The organism is Geodermatophilus sp. SMS 5-13, assembly GCF_059428245.1.
The window spans coordinates 1,401,985-1,413,859 of sequence record NZ_CP165729.1; the positions used below are offsets into that span (position 1 = coordinate 1,401,985).

At 74.6% G+C, this 11,875-nt stretch carries 10 protein-coding genes; 5 read left to right on the forward strand and 5 right to left on the reverse strand.

What is annotated here, in order from left to right:
- Positions 1 to 22: 22 nt before the first annotated feature.
- Complete coding sequence (gene orn / locus AB3388_RS06970; protein WP_495410033.1) at positions 23 to 691, reverse strand: oligoribonuclease; 669 nt, start codon at positions 689 to 691, stop codon at positions 23 to 25.
- Between the two features lie 153 nt (positions 692 to 844).
- On the opposite strand from orn, the gene AB3388_RS06975 reads away from it, so the two are divergent.
- Together AB3388_RS06975 and AB3388_RS06980 are read left to right on the forward strand one after the other, a co-directional pair.
- The gene (locus AB3388_RS06975) at positions 845 to 2,056 is read left to right on the forward strand and encodes a hypothetical protein (RefSeq protein WP_495410034.1); all 1,212 of its coding nucleotides are present in this window, start codon (positions 845 to 847) and stop codon (positions 2,054 to 2,056) included.
- Positions 2,057 to 2,196: 140 nt separating this feature from the next.
- On the forward strand, positions 2,197 to 4,002 hold the full coding sequence (locus tag AB3388_RS06980; RefSeq protein ID WP_495410035.1) for a hypothetical protein: 1,806 nt from the start codon (positions 2,197 to 2,199) through the stop codon (positions 4,000 to 4,002).
- A gap of 76 nt (positions 4,003 to 4,078) precedes the next feature.
- Here AB3388_RS06980 and AB3388_RS06985 read toward each other — a convergent pair whose 3' ends face one another.
- On the reverse strand, positions 4,079 to 4,678 hold the full coding sequence (locus AB3388_RS06985; protein ID WP_495410036.1) for an SACE_7040 family transcriptional regulator: 600 nt from the start codon (positions 4,676 to 4,678) through the stop codon (positions 4,079 to 4,081).
- Between the two features lie 100 nt (positions 4,679 to 4,778).
- On the opposite strand from AB3388_RS06985, the gene AB3388_RS06990 reads away from it, so the two are divergent.
- Genes AB3388_RS06990 through AB3388_RS07000 form a run of 3 tightly spaced genes read left to right on the forward strand, consistent with a single transcriptional unit; the run spans position 4,779 to position 9,583 of the window.
- Positions 4,779 to 6,380, forward strand: coding sequence for a carboxyl transferase domain-containing protein (locus tag AB3388_RS06990; RefSeq protein ID WP_495410037.1), 1,602 nt, complete (start codon positions 4,779 to 4,781; stop codon positions 6,378 to 6,380).
- A gap of 49 nt (positions 6,381 to 6,429) precedes the next feature.
- Complete coding sequence (locus tag AB3388_RS06995) at positions 6,430 to 8,421, forward strand: acetyl/propionyl/methylcrotonyl-CoA carboxylase subunit alpha (RefSeq protein WP_495410038.1); 1,992 nt, start codon at positions 6,430 to 6,432, stop codon at positions 8,419 to 8,421.
- Between the two features lie 4 nt (positions 8,422 to 8,425).
- Positions 8,426 to 9,583: an acyl-CoA dehydrogenase family protein gene (locus AB3388_RS07000; protein WP_495410039.1), complete on the forward strand. Its 1,158-nt coding sequence runs from the start codon at positions 8,426 to 8,428 to the stop codon at positions 9,581 to 9,583.
- Between the two features lie 32 nt (positions 9,584 to 9,615).
- Here AB3388_RS07000 and AB3388_RS07005 read toward each other — a convergent pair whose 3' ends face one another.
- From AB3388_RS07005 to AB3388_RS07015, 3 genes are read right to left on the reverse strand one after another with little or no spacing between them, the layout of a single operon-like run.
- Positions 9,616 to 10,629, reverse strand: coding sequence for an NADPH:quinone reductase (locus AB3388_RS07005; protein WP_495410040.1), 1,014 nt, complete (start codon positions 10,627 to 10,629; stop codon positions 9,616 to 9,618).
- 60 nt (positions 10,630 to 10,689) lie between these two features.
- Positions 10,690 to 11,046: a hypothetical protein gene (locus AB3388_RS07010; RefSeq protein ID WP_495410041.1), complete on the reverse strand. Its 357-nt coding sequence runs from the start codon at positions 11,044 to 11,046 to the stop codon at positions 10,690 to 10,692.
- Positions 10,980 to 11,831: a hypothetical protein gene (locus AB3388_RS07015; protein ID WP_495410042.1), complete on the reverse strand. Its 852-nt coding sequence runs from the start codon at positions 11,829 to 11,831 to the stop codon at positions 10,980 to 10,982. Before AB3388_RS07015 ends, AB3388_RS07010 begins: the two co-directional genes overlap by 67 nt.
- Positions 11,832 to 11,875: the final 44 nt, after the last annotated feature.

Consider the following 11,875-nt stretch of genomic DNA (forward strand, 5'->3'; position numbering starts at 1 on the left):
GGGACAACGATACCGGAGCCGTTCAGCCCTCCGACGCGGCCGTCCTGTCGGCGCCGGCGTCACCGGCGGCGAGCAGGTCCGCGTACGAGTCGATCACCTCGGCGGCGGCGGCCTGCGCCTGGTCGCTGCTCGGCCCGGGCGGCGGGAGGAACAACGTCTTCCGGTAGTACGCCAGCTCGCGGACCGACTCGATGATGTCGGCCAGCGCCCGGTGCGCCAGGCCCTTGGGCGGCTGGGCGAAGTAGACCCGCGGGAACCAGCGGCGGGCCAACTCCTTGAGGGAGGAGACGTCGACCATCCGGTAGTGCAGGTGGTCGTCGAGCTCCGGCATGTCCCGGGAGAGGAAGCCGCGGTCGGTGCCGATCGAGTTGCCGCACAGCGGGGCGCTGCGGCGCTCGGGCACGAACTGCTTGATGTAGGCCAGCAGCTGCTGCTCGGCCTCGGCGAGGGTGAGCGTCGACGCGCGGACGGCGTCGGTGAGGCCGGACTTGGCGTGCATGTCGGCCACGACGGGGGTCATCGCGTCCAGGGCCGCGTCGGGTGCGTTGATCACCAGGTCCAGGCCCGGGTCCAGCGCGTTGAGCTCGGAGTCGGTGACGAGGACGGCGACCTCGATCAGCTTGTCCTTCGTCAGCTCCAGCCCGGTCATCTCGCAGTCGATCCAGACCAGGTGTCCCGCGCTCTCCGCCACGTGGTCCGACAGTACGCATCGGGCGTCCCGTCCGCCCCGCGGGCGCACCCCTAGCGCATCACCCGCCGCCGCGCGACTCGAGTGTGTCGGAATCGGGCCGATCCGACGCTACTGTCGGTGTCATCTCGTCCCCCCGGCTCAGGGAGTTCCACCGTGCCCGCACCATCCGCACCTGGCGCGACCGCGCGCGTGGTCCCGCCGGCGCCGGGCTCCCTCGGCCGGGCGCTGGTGCACCCGATCGCGACGGTCCGCTGGCTGTGGCTGGCGTACATGACCCCGGGCCGGCCGGGGCGGCCGGTGAGCCAGACCGAGCTGCGCTGGATGTACACCGGCTGGCTGGTCGCGTTCCTGCTGAAGATGCTCGGCTCGTCCTGGGACGTCTCCTGGCACTTCAAGTGGCTGCGCGACGACCTCGCCCCGCCGCACCTGCTCAACTCGGTGGGGACGGCGGTCGTCATCGCCCTGGTCGTGGCGCACAGCTACAGCGGCTACGCCGTCGACCGGCGGGCGCTGCGGCTGATGCAGTGGGGGATCGCGCTGTTCCTCATCGCCATCCCGCTCGACATCATCAACCACCGGCTCTACGGCCTGGACATCACCAGCTGGAGCCCGACGCACGCCGTCCTCTACCTGGGGACGGCGGTCATGCTCGCCGGCGCCATCCGCGGCTGGTGGCTCTACGCGCAGCCCGGCCGCACCCGGAACCTGATCTCGCTGGGGCTGTGGCTGTTCTTCCTGGAGAACGTGCTCTTCCCCAACCAGCACCAGGAGTACGGCGTCCTCTCGCTGCGCGACTACCTGGCGGGGCACACCACGGCTGAGCCGTCGCTGCTCGACTTCGCCGTCTCGCAGGGGCAGACCCCGACGACGTTCATGCTGCCGGTGCCCTCGTGGGTGCACCCGACCTGGCTGGTTCTCGCCGGGCTGCTCACCCTGGTCGTGGCCCGCAAGGTGGTCGGCCTGCGCTGGACGGCGACGATCCTCGCCGCCGCCTACCTCGGCTACCGCTGCATCGCCTGGGTGGCGCTGGTCGGCGGCGGGTTCCCGCCCTCGACGGTGCCGTTCGTGCTGCTCGTCGGCGCGGTGCTGATCGACCTCGCCGTCCTGACCCGGGTGCCGGGCTGGCTGGCCGGCCCGCTGGTGACCGGCGGGGTCTACGCCGCCGGCGCGGGGCAGGAGGCCCTGGGGTTCCTGCCGCCGTGGAACTGGTGGACGGTGATCCCGGTCGCCATCGGCTTCGGTGTGCTCTGGACGATCGTCGACCTCGTCGCCCGCAGCGCCTGGTTGGCGCGCTGGCGGCAGCCGGTGGAGCCGGAGCGGACCGCCGAGATGGAGCCGGTCGGCGCGACCTCCTCCGGCGTGTAGGGCCGGACCGACCCGTCACATGACGTAACGTCGACGGAACACAGACGCCTGGCGAGGGTCGATCCTCGCGATCCGGGCGCAGCGGCCCGGCGCCCGTGCGCCCTCCGCACCCACACAGACCCGACCTGCCGGAGGACCACGTGCTGGCACTCACCCCGACGCCGTTGCAGACGGCGGGGGAGCGAGCGCTCTTCGCCGAACTGGCCCGCTGGGACACCGGCGGCGCGGTGCGCGCCGCGGTCGTGGCGTCGGTGCCGTTCACCGACGGGGCGCTCGACCGGCGGCTCTCCGACGCCGTCCTGCTCGTCCCCGAGGGGCTGGCGGTCGTCCGCATCGTCGAGGTGGTCCGCCAGAGCGGCGTGGTCACCGCCCGCCCGGACGGCGCCTGGACGATCGGGCCCGGTACCGGCCCCGGCGACGTGCTGCAGCTCGCCGGCGGGGGCTCGACCCCGCTCGACGGGCTCATGCGCGCCGGCATGGAGGCCGCCATGCGGCTGCGCCGCGCCGGGCTGGAGCCGGGGCGGATCGCCCGGCTCACCGTGCTCGTCGGCGAGATCTCCGGTCTGGTCCCGGAGGACGGCGACCTCGGCGAGGGCGACCAGGTCGCGCTGCTCGAGCCGCGGTCGCTGCTGCTCGGCATCGCCCGCGCCGGCCGCTACTCCGGCGTCGACAACCCGCGGCTGTGGACCACCGCCGACGTCCGGGCGGCCCTCGAGGCGCTCGGCCTGGAAGGCCGCGGGCCCACCGTCGAGGAGCTCAACGGCGAGGGCTTCCCGTACTCGCCCTACGTGCTGCGCCGGCCGGAGCTGCTCGCGCCCGCCTCGATGACCGCCGCCTCGACCGCGCCGCCGGCGCCGTCGCCGGTCGCCGCCGCGCTGGCCGCGGCCGCCGGCGCCGCGCAGCCCGCACCGGTACCCGTGCCGCCGCAGCCCGCGCCGCCGCAGCCCACACCGGCCGCCGTCCCGCCGCAGCCCGCGTCGACCTCGGTGCTGCCGGCCGCGCCGTCGCCGGTCGCCGCGGCGATCGCCGCACAGGCGGCCGCCCAGGCCGCTGCGCCCCCCGTTCCGCCGACCTCGGTCACGGCCACCACCCCGGCGTTCGCGCCGCCGGCAGGCTCCCGGGATCCGTATGCCGGCGTCCCGTTCCGCGACACCATCGCCGTCGGCGCGCCGCCCGAGCCACCCGTCGACGAGACCGGGGGCATCGGCGGCCTGTTCGGCGGCGGTGTGCCGGAGAACCCGCCCCCGGCGCCCGCGCTGCCGCCGGTGCCGCCGCCCGCCGTCCCCGCGTCGCCACGACCTGATGCCGAGAACGCGGGCTCCCGTCGCCGCACGGCGCTGCTCATCGGTGCCGCGGTCCTGGTCGTGGCCCTGGTCGCGCTCGGCGGCGTGCTGTTGCTCGGAGGCGACGGCGACAGCGGCGGCGCCCCCGCCGGCACGTCCCGCCCCGCCGCGCAGAGCACTCCCGCCGGTCCGCAGCCCGGCGCCGTCCAGACCGTCGGCGGCGTGACCTTCACGCTCGAGGCCGTCGACGTCGACGACACCTGCGTCGGCCACGGGTACGGCGACGTCGGCGCGTCCTTCGGGACGACCGACTGCGTGGGGCTCTCCCGCGGGCTGTACTCGGCCCAGGTCGGCGGCCGGCCGGTCGTGCTCGCGGTGTCGCACGTGCGGATGCCGGACAGCGAGGCGGCGCGCAAGCTGCGGGCCCTGGCCGACACCACCGGCACCGGCAACGTCAACGACCTGCTGCGCGACGGCGCCACCTACCAGGGGGCGCCCGACGGGCTGCACGACGCGGAGTACGCCAGCGCGGTGAGCGCGTCGACGGTGACCATCGTCGAGAGCTCCTGGGCGGTGCCCGAGGCCGGCGGCGACGCGACGGCGCTCAACACCGCGGCCAGCAGCGGCCTGGTCCTCGAGCTGCCCGACCCGCCGACCGCCTGACGGCCAAAATGGCCATTTTGGCCGTCGGCACGTTCGCCCGTGCCGTCCCCCGGGGCCAAAATGGCCATTTTGGCCCCTACGAGGTCGCGGCGGCCCGGGCCATCTCGGTGAGCAGCGCCGCCATCGCGGGGCGGCCGAGCCGGCCGGCGCTGTGCGGGGTGGAGTTGATCAGCCCGAAGACGGCGTGCGCGCGGGCGCGGCAGGTGGCCGGGTCGGCGGCCGGGTGCAGCCGGGCCAGCACGGTCACCCAGACCTCGACGTAGCGGCGCTGCAGCCGGCGCACCTCGGCGGCGTCGGTGTCGGGCAGCGAGCCGAGGTCGCGGTCCTGCACGGTGATCAGTGCCGGGTTGTCGAGGGCGAAGTCGACCTGGAAGTCGATGAGCGCGCGCAGCTGCGCCTCGGGGTCGGCGCCGGCCGCGGCCACGCACGCGCTGCCGCCGGCGAGCAGCCGCTGGCTGATCCGCAGCAGCATCTCGGCGAGCATCGCGTCCTTGCCCGCGAAGTGCCGGTAGATGGCCGGTCCCGTGACGCCCACGGCGGCGCCGATGTCGTCGACGCCCACCGACCGGGAGCCGCGCTCGGCGAACAGCTGGGCGGCGGCCCGCAGGATCTGCTCGCGGCGCGACGGGTTGTCGGCGTCGGCGTGCAGCGCGGCGTCCCTGACGCTCTCGCCCATGCGTCGCATGCTAGCCCACGGTGAACCGTCGTTAACAAGTTCCGCCAGACCCTGGACCATCGAGTGAACGACCGTTAACGTGTGCGCCGTGGATGCACCGGTGCTTCCCCGACCCCTCTCACCCGACCTCGATTCGGCCGCGCGCAACGCCGCGGCGCACCGCGAGCTGGTCGCCGACCTGACCGGGCAGCTGCAGCGCGTCGCCCAGGGCGGCGGCGAGCGGGCGCGCCGGCGGCACGTCGAGCGCGGCAAGCTGCTGCCCCGCGAGCGGGTCGACTCGCTGCTCGATCCGGGCAGCCGGTTCCTCGAGCTCTCCCCGCTGGCCGCGCACGGCCTCTACGACGGCGACGCGCCCTCCGCCGGGATCATCACCGGCGTCGGCCGCGTCTCCGGCCGCGAGTGCGTGGTCGTCGCCAACGACGCCACCGTCAAGGGCGGCACCTACTACCCGATGACGGTGAAGAAGCACCTGCGCGCGCAGGAGGTGGCCCTGCACAACCGGCTGCCCTGCGTCTACCTGGTCGACTCCGGCGGCGCGTTCCTGCCCATGCAGGACGACGTCTTCCCCGACCGCGAGCACTTCGGCCGGATCTTCTACAACCAGGCGACCATGTCGAAGGCCGGCATCCCGCAGATCGCCGCCGTCCTCGGGTCCTGCACCGCCGGCGGGGCGTACGTGCCGGCGATGAGCGACGAGGCGGTCATCGTCCGCGAGCAGGGCACGATCTTCCTGGGCGGGCCGCCGCTGGTGAAGGCGGCGACCGGCGAGGTGGTCACCGCCGAGGAGCTCGGCGGCGGCGACCTGCACAGCCGGGTCAGCGGGGTCACCGACCACCTGGCCGAGGACGACGCCCACGCGCTGCAGCTGGTCCGCCAGATCGTCGGCACGCTGGGCCCGCGCGGCCCCCGCCCGTGGGACGTCGAGCCGACCGAGGAGCCGCGCTACGACCCCGAGTCGATCTACGAGGTGGTCCCGCCGGACTCGCGCACGCCCTACGACGTCCGCGAGGTGATCGCCCGGCTGGTCGACGGGAGCCGGTTCGCCGAGTTCAAGCCGCTGTACGGGCAGACGCTGGTGACCGGCTTCGCCCGGCTGCACGGCCACCCGGTCGGGATCATCGCCAACAACGGCGTGCTGTTCGCCGAGTCGGCGCTCAAGGGCGCGCACTTCATCGAGCTGTGCGACCGGCGCAGCATCCCGCTGCTGTTCCTGCAGAACATCTCCGGGTTCATGGTCGGCCGCGACTACGAGGCGGGCGGCATCGCCAAGCACGGCGCCAAGATGGTCACCGCCGTGGCCTGCGCCCGGGTGCCGAAGCTGACCGTGGTGATCGGTGGCTCGTTCGGGGCCGGCAACTACTCGATGTGCGGCCGGGCGTACTCGCCGCGGTTCCTGTTCTCCTGGCCCAACGCCCGCATCTCGGTCATGGGCGGTGAGCAGGCGGCCAGCGTGCTCGCCCAGGTCCGCCGCGACGGCTTCGAGGCGCGCGGCGAGGAGTGGCCGGCCGAGGACGAGGAGGCGTTCAAGGCGCCGATCCGCGAGCAGTACGAGCACCAGGGCCACCCTTACTACGCCACCGCCCGCCTGTGGGACGACGGCGTGATCGACCCCGCCCAGACCCGCACCGTGCTCGGTCTCGCCCTCTCGGCGTGCGCCAATGCGCCGCTCGGCGAGCTCGGCTACGGCGTCTTCCGGATGTGAGCGCAGTGACCGTGCGCTTTATCGCGACAAAGCACCCAGGGGGCTGCTGATGTTCGACACCGTCCTGGTCGCGAACCGCGGCGAGATCGCCGTCCGGGTGATCCGCACCCTGCGGGCGATGGGCATCCGCTCGGTCGCCGTCTACAGCGCGGCGGACGCCGGAGCGCTGCACACCCGCGTCGCCGACGTCGCCGTCCCCATCGGGCCGGCGCCCGCCGGCGAGAGCTACCTGTCGATCGAGCGGGTGCTCGACGCGGCCGCCCGCACCGGCGCGCAGGCGATCCACCCCGGCTACGGCTTCCTCTCGGAGAACGTCGAGTTCGCCCGGGCGTGCGAGAAGGCGGGCATCACGTTCATCGGCCCGCCGGTCGCCGCGATCGAGGCGATGGGCGACAAGATCCGCGCCAAGCAGACGGTGAGCGCGGCCGGGGTGCCCGTCGTCCCGGGCCGGACCGAGCCCGGCATGGACGACGACGAGGTCGCCGCCGCCGCCGTCGAGGCCGGCTTCCCTGTGCTGCTCAAGCCCAGCGCCGGCGGCGGCGGCAAGGGCATGCGGGTGGTGCGCGGCGAGGCCGAGCTGCGCGACGCGATCGCGGCCGCCCGCCGCGAGGCCCGGGGCTCCTTCGGCGACGACACGCTGCTGGTCGAGCGCTACGTCGGCAATTCCCGGCACATCGAGGTGCAGGTGCTCGGCGACACCCACGGCACCGTGGTCCACCTCGGCGAGCGCGAGTGCAGCCTGCAGCGCCGACACCAGAAGGTGATCGAGGAGGCGCCCTCGCCGCTGCTCGACGCCGCGATGCGCGCGGCCATGGGCACCGCGGCGGTCGAGGCGGCGAGATCGGTCGGGTACACCGGCGCCGGCACGGTCGAGTTCATCGTGGACGCCGACCGGCCGAGCGACTTCTTCTTCCTCGAGATGAACACCCGGCTGCAGGTGGAGCACCCGGTCACCGAGCTGGTCACCGGCCTCGACCTGGTCGAGCTGCAGGTGCGCATCGCGGCCGGCGAGCCGCTGCCGATACGGCAGAGCGACGTCGTCCTCGACGGGCACGCCATCGAGGCGCGGGTCTACGCCGAGGACCCGGCGCGCGGCTTCCTGCCCCAGGCGGGCACCGTCCTCGGGCTCGCCGAACCGGAGGGCGCCGGCATCCGCGTCGACAGCTCGCTGGCCGTCGGCAGCGTCGTCGGCACCGACTACGACCCGATGCTGGCCAAGGTCATCGCCTGGGGCCGCGACCGCGACACCGCCCGCGCCCGGCTGGTCGGGGCGCTCGGGCACACGGCCGTCCTCGGGATCACGACCAACACCCCGTTCCTGCGGGCGCTGCTCGCCGATCCCGACGTCGTCGCCGGGCGGCTGGACACCGGGCTCATCGAGCGCCGCGGCGAGGCGCTCACCGTGGTCGCGCCGCCGTCCGCGGCGGTGTACGCGGCGGCCGCGCTGTTCGAGCTGTTCGAGGCCGAGCCGGCCGGCCCGGTGGTCGACCCGTGGGACGTGCCCGACGGCTGGCGGCTCGGCGAGCCGGCCTGGACCGTGCGCCGGCTGCAGGCGGCCGGCGGCGAGCCGGTGACCGTTCGGGTGCGCGGCCGGGCGGCCGACGCGCAGGTCTGCGTGGGGGACGGCGTCCCGCTGGCCGCCTCGGCGCACCGCGACGGCGACCGGCTGACCGTGACCCTGGGCGGCGTCACGCACCGCTTCGCCGTCGTCCACGCCGGCGGCACGCTGTGGCTGGCCGCCGAGGGCGCCGTGACCGCGCTGCGCGAGCACGAGCGGCTGCACTCCGCGGCCGAGGGAGCAGGGGGCGGCGGCGTCGTCACCTCGCCCATGCCGGGCACGGTGACCGTGGTGCAGGTGTCCGTCGGCGACCAGGTGAGCGCGGGGACCCCGCTGCTCGTCGTCGAGGCGATGAAGATGGAGCACGTGCTGACCGCCCCGGTCGACGGGACGGTCGCCGCGCTCTCCGTGACCGCCGGCCAGCAGGTCCGGCTGGACGAGCAGGTGGCCGTGGTGACCCCAGCGGCCGCCGAGGGGGAGTGACCCGATGCTGGACTACCGGCTCGACGAGGAGACCGAGGCGCTGCGCAAGACCGTCCGGGAGTTCGCCCTGGAAGTGGTCGCCCCGCAGATCGGCGAGTTCTACGAGCGCGACGAGTTCCCGGCCGCGATCGTGCGGCAGATGGGCGAGCTCGGCCTGTTCGGGCTGCCGTTCCCCGAGGGGTACGGCGGCGCGGGCGGCGACTACTTCCACCTGTGCGTGGCGCTGGAGGAGCTGGCCCGCGTCGACTCCTCGATCGCGATCACGCTGGAGGCCGGGGTGTCCCTCGGCGCGATGCCGATCTACCGGTTCGGCACCGAGGAGCAGAAGCAGCGCTGGCTGCCGCGGCTGTGCGCCGGCGAGGCGCTCGGCGCCTTCGGCCTGACCGAGCCCGGCGGCGGCTCCGACGCCGGCGCGACGAAGACCACGGCCCGGCTCGAGGACGGCCAGTGGGTGATCAACGGGTCGAAGGCCTTCATCACCAACTCCGGCACCGAGCTGACCGAGCTGGTCACGGTCACCGCGGTCACCGCTACCCGGCCCGACGGCGGCAAGGAGATCTCGGCGATCCTCGTGCCCAGCGGCACCCCGGGCTTCACGGTCGGGCAGCGGTACTCGAAGGTCGGCTGGAACGCCTCCGACACCCGGGAGCTGTCGTTCGCCGACTGCCGGGTGCCCGAGGAGAACCTGGTGGGGGAGAAGGGGCGCGGCTACGCGCAGTTCCTCTCCATCCTCGACGAGGGGCGGATCGCGATCTCGGCGCTGGCCACCGGCCTGGCGCAGGGCTGCGTCGACGAGTCGGTGAAGTACGCCGGCCAGCGCGAGGCGTTCGGGCAGACCATCGGCCGGAACCAGGCGATCCAGTTCATGATCGCCGACATGGAGATGCGGGCCGAGACCTCCCGGCTGGCCTACTACCGGGCGGCCGAGAAGATGCTGCGCGGCGAGCCGTTCAAGCGGGAGGCCTCGATCGCCAAGCTGCACAGCTCCGAGTCGGCGATGGAGAACGCCCGCTGGGCCACCCAGGTGCACGGCGGCTACGGGTTCATGAACGAGTTCCCGGTCGCCCGCTTCTACCGCGACGCCAAGATCCTCGAGATCGGCGAGGGCACCAGCGAGGTGCAGCGGATCCTCATCGCCCGCTCCCTCGGCGTCGGAGGCTGAGCGCGCAGGAGACCTGCGCGCTCAGCCTCCGCTCACGCGGTGACGTCGATCAGGACCCTGCCGACGGCGCCGTCCTGGACGGCCCGGTGCGCCTCGGCGGTCCGCTCCAGCGGGTAGACATGCAGCGGCAGGCCCGCCTCCTCGCCCACCCGGACGGCGCCGTCGAGCACCGCGGCGTTGACGTCCTCGACGCCGATCGCCTTGGCCCGCTCCGGCTCGGTGTAGACGAACACGAACTGCCAGCGGGCGTTGGCCTGCATCTGCGGGCGGATCGGGATGGTCGCCGTCTCGTCCCCGGTGCCGGCGTAGATCGCGACGGCGCCGTGCGGTGCGAGCACCTGCGCGTCGACCGCGGCGTTCTGGGCAGCGGCGACCTCGACCACGGCGGCGACGCCCTTGCGCGCGATCTTGCGCACCTCGGCGGCGACGTCCTGCTGCCGGTAGTCGATCACGTGCGTGGCCCCGGCGGCAGCGGCGAGCTGGGCCTTGCGAGCGCTGCTCACCGTGGCGATCACGGTGGCGTCCGCCCAGCGGGCCAGCTGGATCGCGGCGTTGCCGACCGCGCCCGCGCCGCCCTGCACCAGCACGGCGTGACCGGTCAGCGCGCCCGGGCCGAGCCGGTCGGGCAGCGACTCGGCGACGGTCAGGCAGCGGTGCGCGGTGAGGAACGGGATCCCGAGCGCGGCGCCGACCTCGAACGACGGCCCGGCCCCCAGCAGGACGACGTGCCGGGCCGGGACGACGGTGCACTCGGCCGCCGTCCCCCACGGGCGCTGCCAGGCCGCCTCCCAGATCCACACCCGCTCGCCGACGAGCACCGGGTCGACCCCCGCGCCGACCGCCTCGACGGTGCCGCTGCCGTCCTGGTTCGGGATCTGCCCGTCCGGCCCCGGCTCGGTGGTGGTGCGCGACTTCCAGTCGGTCGGGTTGACCCCGGAGAAGGCGACGCGGACCCGCACCTCGCCCGGCCCCGGCTCGGGCTCCGGGCGGTCGACCAGCTCGAGGACGTCGGCGCCGCCGGCGCGGCTGTAGGAGATCGCTCGCACGCGGCCTTTCCTACTCCTGCCGGAGGCGCCGCCGCTCGGTGACGGCGCCTCCCGGAGCGGTCAGGAGGTCGGGACGACGGGCAGCGGCGCGCCGATCATGACCTCGACGGAGACCCCGTAGGTGCCGTCCGGATCGGGCGGGGTGCTCTCCGCATCGAGCAGCAGGACCGATCCCGCCACGACGCCCGCGAAGCTGCGGCCGGTGCGCCGGGTCAGGTCGAGCCGCGCCTCGACCGCGCCGCGGACGTCGTCGCTCAGGAAGGTCAGGCCCTCCGGGAAGCCCTCGGCGGCGAGCGGAGCGACCCCGACGGCCGGGTCGAGCACCCCGCCGCCGGCCCGGAAGTGCACGGTCAGCGGGCGGTCGGTGCCCGGCTGGAGGGCGTAGTCGATCTGCTGGTTGCCCTCGGCCGCGTGCACGGGCCCTGCGGCCCGTAGCAGTCGAACCCACCGGCCTCCAACCCCGGCGTGGCCTCCGTCGGCGTGCGCGCGTAGTGGTCACTGCCGTAGGGCCAGGTGCGGTCCCGGAGGGCGTCCGTCGTGACCGTCAGGGTCAGCGCCGGGTAGCCGCTGACCTCCTCCGGCGGGTCGACGTCCCCGCCCTCGGCCACGGTGTAGGCGGCGTGCGCCGTCCGCACCGTGTCGCGGGAACGGGGCCGGGGATCGGACAGGTTCGTCGTCCGCCGCAGCTCGGGGTCGTGCACCTCGGCGATCAGGGCCCGCACGGCCTCGCCGTCCTCCGGCCACAGCCGGTCGAAACACGCCGCCAGCACGGCCAGCAGCCGGTCGTCCTGGTCGTCCTCGCGGTACTGGGGGGCGAGGGGCGGGTCGGGCGGGTCGACGTGGGCGTACTGCAGCGCGCCGTCAGGGGCGCCGACCAGGTCGATCACGGTGGCCCGGCGGTCGAGCTCGGCCGGGGCTCGCGGTTCCGGGGTCCGGCACCAGACCTGCACCGCCGCGTCGTTGGCGCGGACCTGGGCGCAGAAGAAGCCCGCGGCCTGCAGGGAGGTCGCCAGCTGCTGCACCTCGCCGCCGGTCGCGACCGGTCCGGCCGCCGAGGTCTCGTGCAGGGACGCGTGCTCGAACGGCGCTGCGGGGCCCGGCCGGGCGGAGAACGGCCCGCGCGGCGCCGCCTCCGCGCAGCCGGCCAGCGCCACGACGGCGAGCACCGAAGCGACGGCCGCACCGGTCCACCCACGTCGCACGCCGAGGACCCTACGGAGATCCGGGTCGATTCCGGGTCGTATCC